Source organism: Kitasatospora sp. NPDC101157 (genome assembly GCF_044768255.1).
Taxonomy (GTDB): domain Bacteria; phylum Actinomycetota; class Actinomycetes; order Streptomycetales; family Streptomycetaceae; genus Kitasatospora.
Window position 1 is genome coordinate 132,406 of sequence record NZ_JBIWPL010000003.1, and the last position, 19,134, is coordinate 151,539.

At 75.2% G+C, this 19,134-nt stretch carries 16 protein-coding genes; 2 read left to right on the forward strand and 14 right to left on the reverse strand.

Features of this window, described 5'->3' with window-relative positions; all coding sequences use genetic code 11:
• The first annotated feature begins 180 nt into the window (after positions 1 to 180).
• Complete coding sequence (locus ACIRVF_RS07135) at positions 181 to 1,587, forward strand: S8 family serine peptidase (protein WP_402814909.1); 1,407 nt, start codon at positions 181 to 183, stop codon at positions 1,585 to 1,587.
• A gap of 277 nt (positions 1,588 to 1,864) precedes the next feature.
• Here ACIRVF_RS07135 and ACIRVF_RS07140 read toward each other — a convergent pair whose 3' ends face one another.
• Positions 1,865 to 4,162 carry a hypothetical protein gene (locus tag ACIRVF_RS07140; protein WP_402814912.1) on the reverse strand — a complete coding sequence of 766 codons (2,298 nt, stop codon included), beginning with the start codon at positions 4,160 to 4,162 and terminating at the stop codon, positions 1,865 to 1,867.
• Positions 4,163 to 4,334: 172 nt separating this feature from the next.
• Here ACIRVF_RS07140 and ACIRVF_RS07145 point away from each other — a divergent pair, with 172 nt between their 5' ends.
• The gene (locus ACIRVF_RS07145; protein WP_402814915.1) at positions 4,335 to 4,838 is read left to right on the forward strand and encodes an HAD domain-containing protein; all 504 of its coding nucleotides are present in this window, start codon (positions 4,335 to 4,337) and stop codon (positions 4,836 to 4,838) included.
• A 97-nt stretch (positions 4,839 to 4,935) separates the two neighbouring features.
• Here ACIRVF_RS07145 and ACIRVF_RS07150 read toward each other — a convergent pair whose 3' ends face one another.
• The 13 genes from ACIRVF_RS07150 to ACIRVF_RS07210 form a co-directional block, all read right to left on the reverse strand.
• Positions 4,936 to 8,904, reverse strand: coding sequence for a LysM peptidoglycan-binding domain-containing protein (locus ACIRVF_RS07150; RefSeq protein ID WP_402814918.1), 3,969 nt, complete (start codon positions 8,902 to 8,904; stop codon positions 4,936 to 4,938).
• Between the two features lie 92 nt (positions 8,905 to 8,996).
• A complete protein-coding gene (locus ACIRVF_RS07155) occupies positions 8,997 to 9,455 on the reverse strand; it encodes a TadE/TadG family type IV pilus assembly protein (RefSeq protein WP_402814921.1) in 459 nt (152 codons plus the stop codon).
• A 173-nt stretch (positions 9,456 to 9,628) separates the two neighbouring features.
• Positions 9,629 to 10,087, reverse strand: a complete 459-nt coding sequence (locus ACIRVF_RS07160) for a TadE/TadG family type IV pilus assembly protein (protein WP_402814924.1) — start codon at positions 10,085 to 10,087, stop codon at positions 9,629 to 9,631.
• A complete protein-coding gene (locus ACIRVF_RS07165; RefSeq protein WP_402814927.1) occupies positions 10,084 to 10,458 on the reverse strand; it encodes a TadE/TadG family type IV pilus assembly protein in 375 nt (124 codons plus the stop codon). The genes ACIRVF_RS07160 and ACIRVF_RS07165 overlap by 4 nt, the downstream gene beginning before the upstream one ends.
• A 35-nt stretch (positions 10,459 to 10,493) precedes the next feature.
• Complete coding sequence (locus ACIRVF_RS07170; RefSeq protein WP_402814930.1) at positions 10,494 to 10,793, reverse strand: hypothetical protein; 300 nt, start codon at positions 10,791 to 10,793, stop codon at positions 10,494 to 10,496.
• Between the two features lie 49 nt (positions 10,794 to 10,842).
• Positions 10,843 to 11,721 carry a hypothetical protein gene (locus tag ACIRVF_RS07175; RefSeq protein ID WP_402814932.1) on the reverse strand — a complete coding sequence of 293 codons (879 nt, stop codon included), beginning with the start codon at positions 11,719 to 11,721 and terminating at the stop codon, positions 10,843 to 10,845.
• Entirely contained in the window at positions 11,718 to 12,671 is a 954-nt protein-coding gene (locus tag ACIRVF_RS07180) for a type II secretion system F family protein (protein WP_402814935.1), read from the reverse strand. The genes ACIRVF_RS07175 and ACIRVF_RS07180 overlap by 4 nt, the downstream gene beginning before the upstream one ends.
• Positions 12,671 to 14,338, reverse strand: a complete 1,668-nt coding sequence (locus ACIRVF_RS07185) for a CpaF family protein (protein WP_402814938.1) — start codon at positions 14,336 to 14,338, stop codon at positions 12,671 to 12,673. Before ACIRVF_RS07185 ends, ACIRVF_RS07180 begins: the two co-directional genes overlap by 1 nt.
• Positions 14,328 to 15,581: a hypothetical protein gene (locus tag ACIRVF_RS07190; RefSeq protein WP_402814941.1), complete on the reverse strand. Its 1,254-nt coding sequence runs from the start codon at positions 15,579 to 15,581 to the stop codon at positions 14,328 to 14,330. Before ACIRVF_RS07190 ends, ACIRVF_RS07185 begins: the two co-directional genes overlap by 11 nt.
• On the reverse strand, positions 15,581 to 16,438 hold the full coding sequence (locus ACIRVF_RS07195; RefSeq protein ID WP_402814943.1) for an SAF domain-containing protein: 858 nt from the start codon (positions 16,436 to 16,438) through the stop codon (positions 15,581 to 15,583). The genes ACIRVF_RS07190 and ACIRVF_RS07195 overlap by 1 nt, the downstream gene beginning before the upstream one ends.
• Positions 16,439 to 16,503: 65 nt before the next feature.
• Entirely contained in the window at positions 16,504 to 17,400 is an 897-nt protein-coding gene (locus tag ACIRVF_RS07200; protein WP_402814946.1) for a hypothetical protein, read from the reverse strand.
• Positions 17,401 to 17,426: 26 nt separating this feature from the next.
• A complete protein-coding gene (locus ACIRVF_RS07205; protein ID WP_402814948.1) occupies positions 17,427 to 17,819 on the reverse strand; it encodes a hypothetical protein in 393 nt (130 codons plus the stop codon).
• A gap of 367 nt (positions 17,820 to 18,186) precedes the next feature.
• Positions 18,187 to 19,038, reverse strand: a complete 852-nt coding sequence (locus ACIRVF_RS07210) for a hypothetical protein (protein ID WP_402814951.1) — start codon at positions 19,036 to 19,038, stop codon at positions 18,187 to 18,189.
• Positions 19,039 to 19,134 lie beyond the last annotated feature (96 nt).

The window sequence follows — 19,134 nt, forward strand, 5'->3', positions numbered from 1 at the left end:
CCAGGAGCGCGGTTACTTTCTCCTGGGACGGCCTTTACCTTTTCGCGTGGCCGATCATGACCATATGCCTGGTCAGACGACCCCACCAAATGACTATGGCATGATCATGCGGCGCTCGATGGGATGTCCAAACCGACCCGACCGGTCCTCGGTCGGGCCCTCTGCGTCCCAAGGAGTCCCATGGGCAGCCCCGCCACCCTCCGCCGTGCCCTGGCTCTGCTCGCCGTGGGGGCCACCGCCCTCACCGCCGGCACCATCGCCGTCCCGGCCGTCGGCGCCGCGACCGCCGCCCCGGCGCACGACCTCTCGGGCGTCCACGTCCACCCGGCCTCCTTCGGCCACCACCTCGCCACCACCCGTCCGGCGCCGCTGACCACCACCCAGTGCGTCAGCCAGATCGGCATCCACTGCTACTCGCCCGTCCAGTACCAGGCCGCCTACAACCTGGCCCCGCTGTACAAGGAGGGCATCACCGGCAAGGGCCGCACGATCGTCATCGTCGACTCCTTCGGCTCGCCGACCATCCAGCACGACCTGGAGGTCTTCGACAAGCAGTGGGGCCTGAAGGACACCCAGGTCGAGGTCCGCAAGTGGGGCAACGTTCCCGCCTTCGACCCGAAGAACCCCGACCACACCGGCTGGGCCGGCGAGACCACCCTGGACGTCGAGTACGCCCACGCGATCGCCCCCGACGCCCACATCGTCCTGGTCGAGACCGGTGTCGCCGAGACCGAGGGCACCACCGGCCTGCCCGAGATGATGGACGCCGAGAAGGACCTCATCAAGAAGGGCATCGGCGACGTCATCTCGCAGAGCTTCGGTGCCACCGAGAACACCTTCCCGGGCTACGACAAGGGCGACTTCAAGTCGCTGACCGACCTGCGCTACGCCTTCAAGGCGGCCGCCGCGCGCAACGTCACCGTCCTCGGCGCCTCCGGCGACAACGGCGCGACCGACTCGCAGTCCAACGGCACCGACCTGTACCCGTTCAAGGTCAACTCCTGGCCGTCCTCGGACCCGCTGGTCACCTCCATCGGCGGCACCCAGCTGACCCTGGACGACAAGGGCAACCGCACCGCGCCCGACAAGGTGTGGCACGACAAGTCCGGCGCCGGCGGCGGCGGCGTGTCCGGCATCTTCGACCGCCCGTGGTACCAGGCCGGCGTCGCGAACGTCACCGGCAACCACCGCGGCACGCCCGACATCAGCATGAGCGCGGCCGTCGACGGCGCCGCCTGGACCTACGAGTCCTACGACCCGACCGCGGTCGGCTGGCACCTCACCGGCGGCACCAGCGAGGCCACCCCGCTGTTCTCGGGCATCGTCGCCCTCGCCGACCAGCTCGCCGGCCACCGCCTCGGCCAGCTCAACCCGAGCCTGTACGGCCTGAGCCTGCTCCCGAGCAAGTGGAGCGGCATCGTGGACGTCAAGGAGGGTGACAACAGCTGGGGCGGCGTCACCGGCAACAACGCCACCGAGGGCTACGACCTCGCGAGCGGCCTGGGCACCATCGACGGCGCCAAGTTCGTCCACGCGCTCGCGGGCGACGTGCGGGGCGACGACGACAGCCAGGGTGACGAGCAGTAATCAGGGACGGTTGGATCGGTGGATGGCGGTCGGCGTCCGATCGACTGAGGACCGGCCGCTGACGACCGGCGACTGACGACTGACAAGTAACAGCGAACGGATAACAGATTTCGAAATCTGTTATCCGTTCGCTGTTTTCTGTTTGCTGTTATCTGTTCGCCGTGACCGGGCTTCCGGGCTTCCGGGCTTCCGGGCTTCCGGGCTTCCGGGCTTCCGGGCTTCCGGGCTTCCGGGCTTCCGGGCCTCGGGTGCCCGCGGCCCGGAAGCCGACCGGCTGTCAGGCCTGGTCGGCCGGGGCCGGGGTGGCGGCGAGTTGGGTGAGGTAGCGCTCGGCGGCGCGGAGCTTGCGGTTGTCGGGGCCCGGGAGGAATGCGCGGAGCTCGATGATCTCCGGGGCGATGCGGATGGCCTCCGCCCGGTCGGTGATCGAGCGCCAGCAGGCCTCCGCGTTGGTGGCCGCCCGCTGGGTCTCCGGGTGGTCCGCGCCCTGCGAGCGGAGCAGCGTCATCGCCACCTCGCGGTAGATCTCGGCGGCGTCGACCGGTCGGCCCGCGAGCCGGCACACGTGGGCCCGCACCTGGCGCACCTGGAGCACCGTCTCGGAGACGGCGCCGTGCTCGGCGATCGCCTCCAGTTCGAGAGCGAAGGCGAGATCGGTGGCGGCGGCGTGGTCCCCCGCGTCGGCACTGCGGACGATCCGTCCGATGACCTCCCGGTAGTCCGCGCGCGGCGCCTGGGGAGCAGGGGTGTCGGCCTGCGGGGCGGCAGGGGCCGCAGCGGCGGCCGGGGCCTCAGCCGGTGCGGGCGGTTCGTCGACCGGAACCACATCGACCGGCACCGCGTCGGACGGCACCCGGTCCTGCGGCACCTCGGCCGTCGGCGGGGCGTCGGCCGGGACCTCGTCCCGGGACTCCTCCGCGGCCTCGTCCGTCGTCTCGTCGACGACCTCGTCGACCTGCTCGGTGACGTCGACGACGCCGTCCTCGACGGCCTCCGCCACGCTTCCGTCCTCGTCGACCGGCGCCGCCGGGACCTCAGCAGCGGCCGAACCCGCTTCCGGGGCCTCCGGCCGGGCCTTGCGCAGCGTGACGCCCGCCGAGGGCGCGGCGTCCGCCGGCTCCGCCACCGCAGCGGCGGGAAGGACCTTCCGCAGGCTCACGCTCGACGGCGCCTCCACCGGCTCCTCGCCCGCCTTCTTCAGGCTGACCGGGCGGGACGGTCGGGGCGGCGTGGGCGGCACGCCGGGCTTGATCAGGCTCACCGGACCACCGACCGGCGTGGTCGGCACCGACACCTCGGCCACAACCGAAGCCACAGCCGAAGCCGCCGCAGTCTCCGGAACCGCCGCAGCGGCCGACGCCCGCTCGACGGCGGCCACGGCGTCCCGCGGCCCCGCCTGACGCGGCAGCGGCGGGACCGTGGCCGGAGCCGGAGCGGCCGGAGCCGCGTCCGCGAGGGGCAGCGCGTCCGCCACCGGCAGCAGGGCGTCCACCGGCTGGGCCTCGCCCCGGCGGGCGGTGTTGCGGAAGACCGGCCGGTCCGGGCTGTGGGTGGCCAGGATGACCACGTCGGGCCGCAGCACCGAGTACACCTGCTGGCGCAGCTGCTCGGGGGCGAGCACGTCGCCCGCGCCCGGGCGGCCGCCGTGCAGCGCCTCGATCAGGGCGCGGGTGAAGGTGCCGATCTGCTCCGGGTCCGGGCTGACGACGGCCCACAGCGGGATGCCCTCGCTGAGCGGCGAAACGGTGCCCTGGAGGTACGGCCAGGCGTTCTGGTCGGCGCTCAGGTCGGCGATGACCAGGGTCTGCCACTCTGCCGGACGGTGGCTCAGCTCGGCGGCGATCGCCTGCCAGGGCAGGCCGTCCTGCTTGGCGTCGCGCAGGGTGAGCTGCAACTGGCCGCCGCGCTTGTCGGCGACGACGTGCCCGCCCAGGTGGACCAGCAGCGGTCCGGGGTGCCGGGAGGCGGCGCGCAGGTGGGCGAGCACGGTGTGCGGGTCGCTGGCGCCGGGGAGGTGGACGGCGTCCACCGCGTCCGCGGCGAGCAGCACCTGCGGCGAGACGGCGGCCAGCATCGCCGACAGCACCGGCGCCTGGGCGGGGCCGCCCCGACCCCAGGTGCGGCGGCCGGAGTTGCCGTAGCCGCCCTCGATCACCAGGATCCGGCCGCGCGGCGAGGCCCCGAGACCGCCGGGGCCCGTGGCCGGACCCGAACCCGGAGCCTGGGCCTGAGCCGCGGCAGCGGCCGCGTGGGACGGGGCACCTGCGGCGGGCAGGCCGGTGAGGGTCCATCCGGTGGGCGCGGCCGGCGGCGCGGGCGGCAGCGAAGCCCCCGGCGGCGGCGCGGGCGGCAGCGAAGCCCCCGGCACCGAGGCGGCCGGTGCCGGGCCCGACCCGGCCGGAGCCGGAGGCACCACCGGGGGTGCCGGGGGCGCGGGCGGCGGCTCGTACAGCGCGGCGGGCCCGGGCGGGTGCTCCTCGGCGGGCCGGCGTACGGGCGGCGGCGGTACGGCGTCCCAGGGGCCCGAGTCCGCTGCGGGTTCGGGACCTCCGGAAACAGCTGTCGTCTCCGCCATTTTCTGGTCACCGCCCCGCCCCGCCGCTTCCACGGCGTCTGATGCCCTTGCCTTCGTGGTGCCTGCCACCACAACCCGTGCGCGCCACCCTACGAGATCCCGGCACGCCCGATCCAGGCCGGGTGGCCGATCGGCCTGCCACGCCGCCGCCACCGGCCGCTATCGTGCCGTCATGACCGGTTTCGGCCCGCCCCTGCTGTTCCTCGACGTCGACGGTCCGCTCATCCCCTTCGGCGCCCCGCCCGCGGGTGGCTACCCCACGTACCCGGGCCCGGCTTCGGAGCCGTCCGGCAATCCGCTGGTGGCCCGGGTCGACCCGGCCCTCGGACGCCGATTGCTGGCTCTGCCCTGCGAACTGGTCTGGGCCACCACCTGGCTCGCGGACGCCGACGACTGCCTGTCCCCCCGACTGGGTCTGCCGCAACTCCCCCACGTGGAACGGCCGATGGACGAAGAAGCCGGAGGAAACGGTCAACTGCACTGGAAGACCCGCACCTTGGTCGCCCGGGCCGCCGGACGCCCGTTCGCCTGGGTGGACGACGAGATCACCCCGGCCGACCGATGCTGGGTCGACGCCCACTCCCCCGGCCCCGCGCTGCTCCACCGCGTCGACCCCCGAGTCGGCCTCACCGAAGCCGACTTCACCACCCTCGACGCCTGGCTGCGCACGGTCTGACCACCCGCCGACGCCATCGGGTCCCGCCCGCCTCAAGGCAGTGCCGCCCGCCGGCCGCCCCGGCGGACCGGGGTGACCGGGCGGGCGGTCGGCCGGCTCAGGAGCCTGCGAGCAGGTCCCGCAGCAGGGCGACGGTGTCGGCGTCCAGGTCCCGGCCGGTACGGCGGCTCAACGCGTCGAGGCGGTTGACGGCGCGCAGGAGCTGGTCGCGCGCGCCGGCCGAGGCGTAGGCGTAGAAGAGGTCCCGGTGCAGGAGTTCGACGTCCGGGGCCACGGCGAGGCCGCGGAAGACGGCCGCCTCGGCGCTGCGGTGGTCGCCGTACTGGAGGCGGCGGGCGGCGAGTTCGTGGGCGGTGTCGACGATCGCGGCGATCATGTCCTGGCGCTCCGACTCGGCCCAGCCGTAGGAAGCCGGCGGGGCCTCGGCGAACGGGGCTCCGCGTACCAGCGCCAGGGCGTGGGCGAGGGCGGCATCGGCGGTCGCACTGGTGCTGCGCATGCCGCGCCGGTAGAGGCTGCGGAACTCGTCCCAGTCGCAGGTGACGGCCGGGGCGAAGGCGTAGCCGTCGGTGGAATCGGTGGGCAGGTAGGCGCGGCCGTCGGGCGAGCTGCCGAACCAGGCCGCCAGGTCGGCGAGTTTGGCCGGAAGCGGGCTCCTGGCGTCGGACGCGGTGGGGTGCGGGTCTAGGTGGGCGGCGCCGGGGTGCAGGTCGTGGTCGAGCGCGTGGTGGTCGGCGCCCGGGCGCAGTGCCAGGTAGACGGCGAGTTCGGTGAGTCTGGGCAGCGCGCCGGGCTCGACGGCGCCGGGGGTGCCGGCCACGTCGATCGGGCCCAGCAGCCTGATCCGGGGGGCGTTGCGCGGGGTGTGCGCCTCCGGGGAGCGGAGGATGGCGAGCAGGTCGTCGCAGTCGCTCCGGCCGGAGCTGGTCCGGGCGACCGGGGCCACGGCGGCCGGACCGGGCTCGACCGCCGTCCCCGCCCCGGCGCCGGAGGGGCCACCAACGACCCCCGGAGCCCCGGCACCGGACGCACCGGGGCCGGTATCGGGCTCGGGATCGGGATCGGGCTCGGGCCTGTCCGGGACGCGCGGGTCGGCGCCGGTGGGAGCGGGCGCACTCTGGTGTGTCGGCGCGGGCTCGGCGGGCCGTACGGGCTCGGTGGGCCGTACGGGCTGCACGGGCTGGACGGCCGGCACGGGAAGCACCGTCACCGGCGCATCCGCCGGTGCCGCCTCGGCCGTTCCGGTCGCGTCCTCCGCACCCGTTCCGGCCGGCTGGTCCGTCTCGGCGGGACCGCCGCCCGGCAGCCGCAGGTCGCGGGTGGCCTCGTCGGCGGGCTGCTCCGTCCCGGTGGCCGCCTGACGCCCCTGTCCGTTGACGGCGAACCGCGCCGGACCGGCCGACGGGGGAACCGGCGCGGGAACGGCGAGCGGGGCGGGGGCAGGTGCCGGCGCCACCGGGTCGGTGCCCGCGAACGGGCTGGCGCCGGTTCCGATGACCCGGGTCAGCAGCCGGGGCCCGGCGCCCGCGTCCGCCTCCTGCTCCGCCGCCGCGCCCGGAGCGCCGACGGCGGCCAGCACCGGTACGGCGACGGGCAGTTCGGTGGTGTCGGTGTCCTCGTCCCGGTCGTCCGGGTCGAGGCCGGGACCGTCCAGGGTCCAGGCGGGTGCCGGGTGCTGGGTGGTGTCGTCGGCGGCCCGGAGCAGTTCGGCGACCTGGTCGTACTGGTGGTCGTCCAGTCGCTGGAGCTCGACGGTCAGGTGCAGACCGGGGATGGCGGCCTGGCCGGTGGTCGGCAGGGTCCAGCGGGCCACCGGTCCGGTGCCGCGCTCGGGGGCGCGGGTGATCACGGCGACGCAGGTGCGCGGGCGGGCGTCCAGCAGTCGGCCGAGCTCGGCCGGCACGTCGCCGCCGGGCTGCTGGGCGCAGAGGACGATCTCCGGCACCCAGGACTCGTCCGCCTGGCCCCGGCTGCGGGCCTCCCGCGGGCTGGCGGCCTCGGCCGCGATCAGGGTGGCGCGGGCCTTGGCGGTGCGCGGGCCGAGGGCGGCCAGCGCGGCCTCCAGGGTGGGGTGGCGGTGGATCCGCTCGGCGGCCGGTCCGCTGATCGGCACCTCCTCGGCGAGGTCCACCAGGTGGAGGTGGAGCCGGTCGGCCAGCGGGCTGTGGGCGAGCTCGATGGCGAGGGTGCGCAGCACGTCGCGGGCGTCGTCGGGGTGCCCGGACAGGTGCAGCAGCCGGACGGCCTCCAGGTCGGCGAGCACCACGGAGCCGTCGGGCGAGGTGCCGAGGGTGACCAGCGCGGGGTAGGGCGCGGCGGTCTTGCGGGCCTGCGCGGGGCTCAGCAGGTCACCGGACCCGTCGCCGCACCACCAGACGTTGGCGGCGTGCGCGGCGCGGAACGGGGCGATCGGGGTGGCCGGGCCGGAGAGGTGCAGTTCGATGGTGTGGTCGGAAGTGATCCGGGCCGCGACGATCGCGGGCAGCCGCTTGCCGCCGCGCACGGTGTTGCGGGCCAGGGTGCGCAGGGCGCGGTCCAGCAGCTCCAATCCGGCCTGGTCCTGGCGGACCCTCAGTTCGTTCTCGAAGGCGGCGGCCTCGGAGTCGGGCATCGCGATGCGGTGCCGGGGGCGGCGGCCGCGCAGCTGGGTGCCGCGCTTGTAGGCGACGGTGCCGACCATCATGGCGGCCAGCAGCACGCCAACGGTGGAGGCGCCCAGGGCGATGCGGTAGTCGTCGCTGGGCGCCGGATCGGCGTGCGCGGCGGGGGCGGGAGCCGGCGTGTGGGCGGGCGCGTGGGTCGGCGCCGGGGCCGTCTGCGGCGCACCCTGGCTCGGGGCGGCCTGACTCGGGGCGGCCTGACTCGGCGCACCCTGGCTCGGGGCGGCCTGGGAGGGCGTGGGCGCCGGGGACTGGGTGGCAGCAGTCCGGCCGGCAGGGGTCTGCTCGGGAGTCCCCGAGGGAGCGGGTGCCTGCTCCGACCCGGCCGCGGGCGCGGGAGCCTGCGCGGCCGCCCCCGGTACGGTCAGCACCATCCCCGGCTCCAGCACGTCCGGATCGGTCAGCCGCTCCCCGTCCGGCGCCTGAACACCCTTGTTCGCCTCGAACAGCTCGGGCCAGGCCTCGGCGTCACCCAACTCCCGCTGGGCGATGGCCGACAGGCTGTCCCCGGGCTGCACGGTCACCGTCTTCTGCCCGCCCGCGGTCGGCTCCGTCCCGGACTGCGGTGTCTGTGCCCGGCCGGAAGCAGGAGCCGGGGCAGGAGCCGGGGCAGGCGCAGGAGCGGGGACGGGTGCGGGTGCCGGCGCGGGTGCGGACGCCTTCGCCTCGTCCGGCTTGGCGTCCGCCGGCATCAGCAGCTCCCACCCGGGCTGGATCGGCCGATCCGCGTCGAAGCGGAGACCCGAATCATCCATCACCCGGCCGTCGTTGAGCCTGGCGATCTCCTCCCAGCGCTCACCGGAGCCCAGTTGGCGCTCCGCGATGGACCACAGGCTGTCCGCCGGGCGGCTGTCCCGCACGGTGTAGGTGGGGTGCTGGTCCGCCGCCGGGGCCTGAGCGGCGGCCGGCCGGGCGGCGGGCAGCGCGGCGCGCTGCACTCCTGGTGTCAACTGCGCTTGGACAGAAGGGGCGTGGGCGATCTCGGGCACGGCCGCGAAGGCCGAGCCGGCCACCGGCAGCAGCGCGAGCACCGAGCCGACCAGCCCGGCCGCGAGCCGCTGGCTCCAGCCGAAGGCCGGGATCCGGCGGGCGATCCGGCCGCGCAGCTGGGCGGGGACCTCCAGCAGGACGGAGAGCGCGAAGCACGCCCAGGCCAGCCAGCCGACCACCACCAGCAGCCAGAGGAACAGCCGCCCGTCGTCCGGACCGGTGAGCGCCTCCCCCACCCCGCCGGACGCGACCTCGCCCATCGAGGCGACCGCCTGGGTGCCGTAGAGCAGCAGCGCGGGGACGCCGAACAGCAGGGCGAGCAGGGTGACCAGCGCGGCGAGCGCGGTGATCAGCGCGCCGCCGCGGCCGCCTCCGGTCCGGCGCCCGCTCCGGGCGTGCCCCCTCACGGTTCGCATCCCGCCCCTCCCTGTTCCCCCGGAGCCCGATCCCGGCCCACCGGTACGGGCCTGGGCGGTACGGGCCTGGTCCTTGGCACGTGGCGCGGCCATCAGTCGGTCTCCGCTTTCTTGACTCCGTGGACGAGGGTCGCACTGCCCTTGCCCGTTACCTTCCGCTGCCCGAGGGCTCCCAGCAGGACCGGCCGGTAGTCGGTCCGCACCGTGACGGTGACGACCTTGCCCTCGTCGGAGAACACGACGTCGTCGACCTGCAGGCCGTACAGCCTCAGGTAGGCCGCGGCGGCCTGCCGGACGTAGTCCTGCTGGACCTTGAAGCCCTTTCCCTGCAGCACGGCCGCCTGGTCGAGCTGCTGTCCGCCGACCCGTGCGGCCTCCTGGGCGTAGGCGTCGGTGCGTTCGGCGACCCGCAGCCGGCCGCCCGCGTCGATCACCAGCGCGATGACGAGCACCAGGTAGGCCGCGCAGATCGCCACGAAGAGGGCGACCGCGCCGCGGTCGGACCGGCGCCCGGCCGGGCGGAGGCCCGGGCGTCGCAGTCGGCTCAGCATCCGCATCCCCTCCCCCCGATCCCCACGATGTCTCCCCACCGGCCCCCCACCGGGCGCCGCTCGGTGCCGTTGCGTCATCCCCCGAGCGCTCTCCGCTTGCGTCTCCCCCGCACGGGCCGTCCCCAATCCCCCGGCCGGGCGCCTTGCGGCCCGGGGGCCGCCGCGTTCCGCCGTCATGTGCCGCGGTAGCGGTCCATCACGGAGATGAACTCCCCGCTGAGGTGCTTCGTCACGGGCACTCCGGACGGTCCGCCGAGCAGGTCGGCGAGTTCGACGTCGCAGTCGACGGTGACCTTGACGGTCACCAGCGGCCCGTCGTCCAGCTTCAGCTCGTCCGTGGTGACCCGGACGTCCTCGTGGCGGCAGGTGACGCCCTGTTGGTGCAGCGTCGCGAGGGCGGACTCCTTGGCGGGCTTGTCCACCCCGGCGACGCTGCGCTGCAGCGAGCCGGTCCGGGCGCCGGCGCGGGCGGCGGCCTCCACCGTGCCGGCCGCGGTCTGCACCCGTCCGGCGGCGATCGCGAGCAGGACCAGGCCGACCACGCCCGGGACGACGATCGCGGCCTCGATCGCGATCCCGCCGCGGTCGGACCGGCGCGGCGGCCGACGCCGGGCGCCGACGATCGCTCTCACGGCGTCACCGCCGGCGGGACGAAGCGCTCGCGCGGCGCCTCGGCGTACTGGCGGATGCTGGGCCCGGTGAGCCCGGGGATCAGCAGCGGGGGCGTCAGCTCCACCGTGACCTTGATCGTCTCGGCCGTGCTGCCGCCGGTCTCCACCTGGTAGGCGTGCACGCCCTGCCGGTCCAGGAAGTCCCGGGCCTGGCGCTGGGCAGCCTCCTCCCCCGCCGGTTCCGTCGCCTTCGCCTGCACCCGCCCCGCGTCCACGCCCTCGCGGGCGGCGGTGAGCGCGACCTGCCGGTCGTACCAGATCAGCGCGGCCTGGACGACGAGAAGCAGGAGCAGCAGGACGACCGGGAAGACGATGGCCAGACTGATGCTCATCGATCCCCGGTCGCCGCGGCGGCGAAGCGGGCCGATCACTTGGTGGCGCCGCCCGCGCCGCCCCCGCCACCACCACCGGGGAGGTTCGGGTCCTGCTCGACCTTGGTGACCACCTTGTCCTTGAGCAGGTACAGCGCGGTCGCGACGGCGCCCGCGACGAACACCAACGCGATGATGGCGAGGGCGAGTTCGATGCTGATGGCACCGCGGTCACCGCGCGCCCGGGCGGCGCGCAGCCGGCCCAGGCGCAGCGTGAACAGCAGCAGGGCGAACTGCACGGGCAGCAGCACGGGCCGCAGCACCCGTCCTGCCAGCTGAACGAGTCGTACGGTCATCGGGATCTCCGGGGGGTGAGGTGTGGTGTCAGCTGCTCGGCGAAGCGCGTCAGTTGAGCATCTGGTGGAGCGCGGGGAAGACGATCAGGACGGTCATCAGCAGGGTCAGTGCGGCGCCCGGCGCGACCATCCGCTCGCTGTCGGCGTTGGCCCGGGCCAGGTCCTCCGCGAGGAGTTCACCGCGCAGGCCCTTCGCACGGGCCCGCAGGGTGTCGTACACGGCGGCACCGTCGGTGCCGGACAGCCGCATGATGTCCGCCACGTCCTGGAGCGCGCTGAGGCCCAACTCCTCGGCCAGCGCGTCCAGTCCGGACCAGGGCGGGAGCCGGTCGGTGGCCGCGCGCTCCAGCGCGTCGCGGATCCGCCGGAACACCGCGCCCTGCCCGACCGAGGCGGCGCGGCGCAGCGCCTCGGCGGGGCCGCAGTCCGCGGCCCGCTCCAGCGCGACGAGTTCCAGGTAGGCGGCGATGCCGTGCAGGTACTCGGTGCGGGCCTCCTTGGCCTCGCCCCGCACCACGGCGTCCGGGACGAACCACAGCAGCCCGGCCAGCAGCGGCCCGACCACCAGCGGCAGGGCGAACGGCAGGCCGATGTCCATCAGTACGGCCATCGCGCCCAGGTAGGCGGGCAGCACCAGACCGAGCGCGGCGAACAGCAGCTTGTGCACCATGAACCGGGCCGGGGTGCGGCCGATCAGGGCGAGTTCGCGGCGCGGGATCGTCACCCCGCGCAGGGTGAGCGAGCGCTCGCCGATCCGGTCGTACCAGCGCGGCCGCTCGTCCGGGTCCTGCTCGCGGTCCGCGGGGGCGCGGTGCAGCCGCTCCAGGGCCTGGCCGAGGTCCGGCGGCGCGGGCCGCAGTTCGGCGATCAGCAGGGCGATGCCGCCGGCCGCGACGGCGCCGGCCAGCACGGGCCAGGGGGAGATCACCGGACCTCCCCGAGCTGCTCGGCCGGCTCCTGCGCGGGCCTCCGGCGGCCGCCCTTGCTGCGCCGGTCCGGGGTGAGCAGCCGGGGCACCGGCGGATGCGAGGCCAGGGCCCGCATCCAGGCGATGATCGCGACGAACAGGGCGGCGACCACGGCGAGCACGACCTGGCCGAGGAAGGTCCCGTACGGGCGGGTGTACTCGGTGTTGAAGGAGCCGGCCGTGACGACCAGCACGATGATGCCGACCAGCCAGCGGATCGTGGTGCGGTGCTTGGCGCGGTCGGCCTCGATGGCGCGGCGCTGGCGGACCTCCTCGCGCACCGAGTCGGCCATGTCGGAGAGCGTCCGGGCCAGGCCCGGGCCGCTGTCCCCGGCCCGCAGCACCAGGGCGGCGAGCACCTTGTCGGCGGTGGCGTCGGCCAGGCTGTCGGCGAAGGCGTGCAGCGCCTCCTCGGGCCGCCAGCGGGCCTGGAGCCGGGCGGCGAGCTCGCCGATCTCGTCCTCCAGGGCCGCGGGGGCGGTGCGGCGGCTGGTGACGATGGCCTGGTTGAGGCCGACGCCGAGCAGCAGCACGTCCGCGATCCGCTGGGTCCACTCGGACAGCGCCTCCAGCCGCTCGATCCGGTGGGTGTCCGGGCGGGTGGTGTCGAACAGCCAGGGCAGTCCGAAGACGGCCAGCGGCACCAGCAGCGCGGTCAGCGGGATGCCGGTGAACAGCCAGCCGAGCGGGCCGCCGACGAGCGCCAGCGGCAGCTGGATCCGGCGCAGCCGCACCATCCGCAGCGAGGCCGCGCCGGGGGCGCCGTACCAGAAGACGTGGGCGCGGCCGGCCAGTGGGTTGTCCCGGCCGCCGGGCCCGTCCTGGTCGGCGGGCTCGCTGCCGCGGGCCCAGGCCACCAGGGCGACCAGGCCGCCCGCGACGGCCAGCCCGCACAGGGCGTAGAGCAGCATCACCGCGCGCCACCGCCGATCCGCAGCTGCAGCGGGGCCGTCCAGCTCCCGTACCGGGAGCCGAGCAGGGCGGCGTCGAAGCCGGCCCGGCGCAGGTCGTCCAGGCACTGCGGCGGGGTGTGCGGGACGGCGCGCGGCTCGCCGAGGTCCGGCCGGGGGCCGAAGACGGTGTTCAGCGCGGGCCGTCCGCTCTCGCCGAGGCCGGTGACCTCCAGGACGTGGGAGACGAACCGGTGCCGGCGGCCACCGACGGCGGTCTCGTCGACCATGCTGACGTGCACGATGAGGTCCAGGGCGTTGGCGGTGAGCCGGTAGGCGAGCGCGTCGGTCATGTGGGAGCCGTACTCCAGGCAGAGTTCGGCGATCCGGTCGACCACCATGTGCGGGCCGCGGGCGTGCAGGGTGCACATCGAGCCGCCCTCGCCGTTGGTCATCACCCGCAGCATCGGGACGACCTCGCCGGAGCGGACCTCGCCGACGATGATGCGCGAGAGCGTCATCCGCAGCGCGGCCGGGATGAGGTCGCCGATGCTCAACTCCCCGGCCAGTCTTCCCTCGACGCGTTCCCCGTTGCCCTCGCGGGCCTCCATCGGGACGACCTGGCGCAGGTGGCCGAGGGTGTGCAGCCACAGCTCGAACTCCGACTCCAGGGTGCCGATCCGCTCGTCCGGCGGGATCTCGGCGGCCATCGCGCGCAGCAGGCTCGTCTTGCCGACACCCTGGGTGCCGGTGATCATCACGTTCTTCCGGGCCCGGATCGCGGCGGCCAGGAAGGCGGCCAAGGTCGCGTCCAGCGTGCCGAGTTCGACCATCTCGGGCAGCGTCGCGGAGGCCACCCGGTGGCGGCGGATCGCCACGTACGGGCGGGGCGTCACCTCGGTGAGCGCCTGGAGGCGCATGCCGCCCTCCAGGCGCAGCGCCAGGGTCGGGCTGGCGGTGGACAGGCTGCGCTCGCCTCCTCCGTGCTGGCGGGCCAGGTCCTGGAGCAGTTCCACGAGTTCGGCGTCGCTGTCGGCCACCGGCGGGACCTGGCGCAGGGGTTGGTGCACCTTGGAGACCCAGACGTCGTCGCAGCCGTTGATCAGGATGTTCTCGATCTCCGGGTCGTCCAGGTAGGGCTGGAGCCGGCCGGCCCGGAACAGCAGGTCGAAGACGGCCTCGGCGAGGGCGCGGTCCTGTTCCCGGGTGGGCGGGATGCCGTGGGTCTGGGCGTAGGCGTCGGACCAGCGGGCGACCGACTCCTCGATCAGCGCCCGGCCGCGCTGGCGGCGGGTGGCGCGGTCCGGTTCGGAGCCCGAGGTGGTGGTCAGCCGGGTGATCTGCTGGTGGAGTTCGGCCGCGACCTGGCGCTTGAGCTCGCGCGCGACCTGCGGGTCCACGGCCGGGCGGGTGACGGCGCCGCGCAGGTCCAGCGAGGGCAGCTGGGAGGGCACGGCGGTCGGACCGGCGGCCTCCCCGCCGGGCGGGACGGGCGGCGGCGGGACCGACGGCGATGCGACGGGCTGCGACGCGACGGGCTGTGGCGCGACCGGGCCGGGCCGGTACGCCTGTGGCTGCGGTTGGGGCTGCGCCTGCGGCTGCGGCTGCGCGGCGGCCGGTACGGGCGCGGCCCAGAGCAGGGCGGCCGGGTCGGCCATCGGGTGCTGGTGCAGGGGGCTACCGCGCACGGAGCACCTCCCCGGGGTTGTACGGGTACTGGTCGTCGTTCATCCGACTGTCCGTCACCATCGGTTGCTGCAAGCGGTACTGGCCGTCCTCCTCGGCCGTGCCCGCCGCCTGGACGTGCGCCGGGAACGGCGCCGGGGCGGCGGGCTGCGGTGCCAGCCCGGCGAGCGGTGCGACCGGGCCGGTGGTGATCACCGGCGGGGTGTAGGAGGGCGGCTCGCCCTCGCCCTGAGCGTGGGCCGCCGTGTACGCGGACGCGGGCCCGGGCGGGCCGTAGGGCTGCCCGTAGGCGGACTGCCCGTACGGGGCCGGTCCGGGCACCGGCGACGCCTGCGGCACCGGAACGGGCGGCACCCCCACCGTCACCGGTGCGCTGGGCGCCGCCACCGGTGCGGCGGGCACCGGCCCACCCGGCGCCGGGAGCTGCGCCGCGGGGGCGGCCGCGGGCGCCGCGTTGGGCGCGAGCCGCTGCCGCCGGCGCCGGACCAGCAGCTGCACCTCGTCCGCCGCCGACCGCGCCGCGCGCATCAGCTCCGAGCGGATGAACCGCCGGTCGGTGGTGTCCCCGCCGTCGGAGAGCACCTTCGCGGTGCGGGTGGCGTGCGGCAGCACCCCGAGCAGCGGCAGGCCGAACTCCCGCGCGACCTCCGCCCCCGAGTACGGCCCCTCCGCGACCAGCAGCAGTCCGAGCGCGTCCGTCCCGGTTCCGGCGACGGCCAGGTCCTCGCCGAGCGCGGCGAGCCTCGGGCGGGCCGCGCTCAGCCCGCGCAGCGTGCTGCGGACGGTCACGGCCACCACGTCCGCGCGGCGGGCCAGCACCGCGCCGGCCCCGGTGGCGCCGGAGCGGCCGAGGTCGACGATGACGTCGTAGCCCTGCTGCTCGATGCCGTGCAGCAGCTCGGCGAGCGGCTCCCAGGTGTAGGCGAGGCCGGGCGCCTGGGCCGGGTCGGTGAGGCCGGGCAGCAGCAGTCGTTCGGCGTTGCCCTCGGGCGAGAGGTCGATCAGCTGCTCCCAGATGGTCTGGGCGAGCAGCCCGCGCCGGTCGGCCACGGCCAGGTTGCGCAGCCCGTACACCGCCTCGACCCGGCCCTCCAGGGCGCCGGCCAGCACCGCGCCGCCGTCCGGGTCGGCCTCGACCAGCAGGATCCGCCGGCCGGGCTGGAGCGGCCAGGCCAGCAGCAGGGCCAGGGCGGTGGTGGTGGCCCCGGGCGCGCCCGGTCCGCCGACCACCGCGATCACCGCCATCAGGCGCCACCCGTTCCGGCCGGGGCCGTCGGCGCGCCCGCCCCGCCGGCGGGCGTCGCGCCGGTGGAGGCGGCCGGGGGCGCGGCCGAGGGGGAGGCCGGGGCGCCGGACCCGGCCGAACCGGTTCCGCCCGAGGCCCCGCGCGGGGCCAGCAGCACCTGGATCCGCCCGCCGGCCACCCACTGCGCCAGCCGTGGCCCGTCCGCCGAGCCGACGGCCACGTCGATCACCTGGCTGCCGTCGGTGTCCACCCGGCCGACCGTGATGACCGTCGCGGCCAGCGAGTCGGGCCGGCCGTTGTCGGGGGTGTTGACCACGACGATCTGCACCCCGGGCTGGAGCCGGCTGGCGGGCAGCTGGGTGCGCTTGGCGGACACCCCGACCACGATCTGCCCGGGCTGCACGGTCAGACCCTGCGCCAGGTCCGAACCGGTCAGCATGGCACCGCGCTTGAGGTCCGTGGCGGCCCGCATGCCGACGGCCCTGGACCGGTCCTGTGCGGAGACCGGCCGCAGCGCCGGGTCGCCCGCGATCCGGGCCACCACCAGGTCGTCGTCGGTGATCACCTGCCCCCAGGGCACGTCCCGGGCCAGCGCCAGCACCGCGACCCGCTGGCCGGTGCTGTTGTAGAGGGCGGCGCCGCCGAGCCCGCCCGCCGCGATCAGCGCGACCGCCATCGCCAGCACCGCGGGACGCCGCCGCCGCGCCCGCATCGTCCGGCCGGGCGCGTGCGGCACCGCCCGTCCCCGGCCCCGGCCGCCTCCGCCGCCCTGCTCCTGCTGCTCCGGCAGCGCCACGGACACCGCGGCGCCGGCGGGTGTGCCGGATCCCGGCGTCGCGAATGTACGGTTCTCCACCGGGTTCCGCCCTTCCCTCGTTCGCTCTTCGGATCGTCAGTGGCCGAATCGCCGCCGTGACGCGGTCAGTTGAGGACCTGCACCTCGGCGACCTCGACCGTGAAGGGGTCGCTGTCCTGCGCGGGCATCGGGATCGTGTACTTCTCCGGCTTCGGCCCCGTCACGACCACGTCGGCCACCCAGTGGGTGGACACGGTGGCGGTGAAGACGCCGTTCCGCTTGGTTCCCGAGCCGACCGTGAACTCGTAGCCGCAGTCCGGGGACCGGGCGCCGCCGTACTTGGGGTCGTACGGCGTCCCGGCCGTCGCGCACTGCTTGGTGCGGCCGTCGCCGAAGTCCCAGGTGGTGCCGGTCAGTCGGGCCGTGACGGTGACGCTGACCCCGCCCGCCGCCGCGTTGCCCGGCTTGGGCGGCGTCGCGTTCTCCGCCCAGAGCCACACCGGCGCCTTGACCACCGCCGTGCCGCGCGGCGCGACCCGGCCCACCGGCGCCGGGAGGTGGACCTGGTCCGTGGCCTCCTGCTTGAGCTCGGCCACGCTCTTCACCCGCTGCCCCGTGGGCACGAAGACGAACTGGGCGCCGTCCTGGCCGCCGCTGGTCTGCGGGCAGACCTTGGAGTAGATCGAGCCGTCCGAGGGCTTGTTCGTGCCCCAGGCCGGGTCGTCCGCCGGGGGCTGCTTGTCCAGCTCGCGGTAGTAGCAGCCCTGGCCGCTGTCGAAGGAGCCCCACTGCGGGTCGTAGCAGGCCCATTGGACGCCGTGGTAGCTGCACAGTTCCGGGCCGCCGTCCGATCCTCCGACGCTTCCGCCCGGATTCGGGGTGGCGGTCGATCCGCCGGAACCGGCGTGCGCGCAGATCACGTTGGGGAAACACTGTTCGGCCCCGCCACTCGGCGGTTCGTCCGCCGTCGCCGTCACCGCCGAGGACAACAACAGGCCGGCCGACAGGGATGCGACGGCCACGAATCGTCCGGCCGGTTTCCGCGCGTTCAGCATGTCCGGTCCACCTCCCGTGTGAACTCGTAGATCAGCCAATGTGCTTGGAACCTGCGCAGGGAGGCGGTCGCGACGTACCGGTTCAGGCGCCCGCCCGGATCCTTCGCCGCCCCGGTGGCGGCGTCGACCCGGTGCCAGTCCGAGAGATCGACGCAGTCCTCGATCACGGCGGTCTGCGGATCGGCTTTCAGGTCAATCGCCTTCACCACCGCGGAATTGCGCGGGGTTCCGGTCATCACCACTTTGGCGTCGTGGAGTTGGCGCAGCCCGATCAGGGTGTCGGACAGGGCGCGCCCGGAGGAGTACTGCGCGAACGCCGAGCCGTCCGAATCCGTTCGCCCGAACGCCTCCGCCTGGGCCTGCCACCAGTCCTGATAGGTCTTCACGGCGAGCCGCCCCATGGCCCCCTCCGGGCCGTCGGTCGGCGCGATCGTGGCGTTTACCGAACCACCCGAAGGAGTTAACGGTCCCACTCCCGCAACCGTGGGCGCGGACGAACCCAGACGATCGACGGAACCACTCGCACCACCGCTCGCACACCCACCGAGCAGTAACACCAGAACCGCCCCGCCAGTCACAACCGCCCCAGGGCGCAACACATTTCCGCGCTGCCGCATCGCCCACCTCGTCGCGACCGAGCCGATCCGTGATCCACGGCCGCCAGGAGAATTCCGCCGTCCTGCCGATGTTTCCGCTGGGGATCGATTCTTCGCCAACCCACCCCATCACGGCAACACCTCAGGCCCCCTGACCTTACGCGGAAGGCGGTTCCGTCGGGGCACTTTCCCGCCACAGGACGGCCAACAGTTCTTCGGAAAGCGACAATCCGGCCAATGCGCCCCGAACCGCGGCCCGATTGCGCATCAACAGGCGCCCGCCGTGCGGCGGAACGAGCAGGCGCGCGCCCGGCGCACCCGAACTACCGGACGGATCTCCCCCGTCGAGCAGACCGGCCACGGCGGGCTGGAGGTCCAGCGGGGCGACGGCCGCGGCGGCACCCGGGACGCCCTGCCGCAGGACGGTGGTGAGCGCCCGGCTGAAGGAGCCCTCGTCGCCCGGCAGTACGGCGTCCCGGCCGCGTCTGCCCGGCGCGTACCGGCCGATCCGGCCCCACAGCGGGACCCTGGAGTAGCTGAGCAGCTCACCCGCCGTGTCCTCGCCGGTGCGCTCCAGCGCCGTCCAGGTGTCCCGGTCGGCCACCGCGTCGACCAGCAGCAGCGCCTCCTCCTGGTCGCCGTGCACCATCGCGCTGATCACCCAGTCCCAGGCCAGGCCGCGCCGGTAGGCGTTGTCGGGGGTGCTGCCACCGGTGACCAGCGCGAGCCGGCGCCCCCGCGGGTCGGCCACCAACTGGCCGACCAGGCAGACCACCAGCCAGCGGCCGGGGTGCTGGGCCGCCTCCCGGACGGCGGTGAGCATCGCGTTGGCGTCCGCGTCCGGCGCCACGGCGCTCACCCGGCAGCCCGCCGCCCCGGTGTCGAAGCACATCCCGGGCAGCACCTCGGCCAGCAGCCGGGCGCCCATCGGGGCGTGCGCCGAACCCCCGTAGGCCCGGTCGGGCCCGCCGTCCGCCCCGATCACCACCAGATCGACTCCGCCGGCCATCCGTCCGCCCCCTCCTCCGCCCGCCCCGCCACCGAATACCGCCGCGGACACCGCCAGCTGTCCCGCCGCCGGGCAGGCTACCGCTCCGGGCGGGCG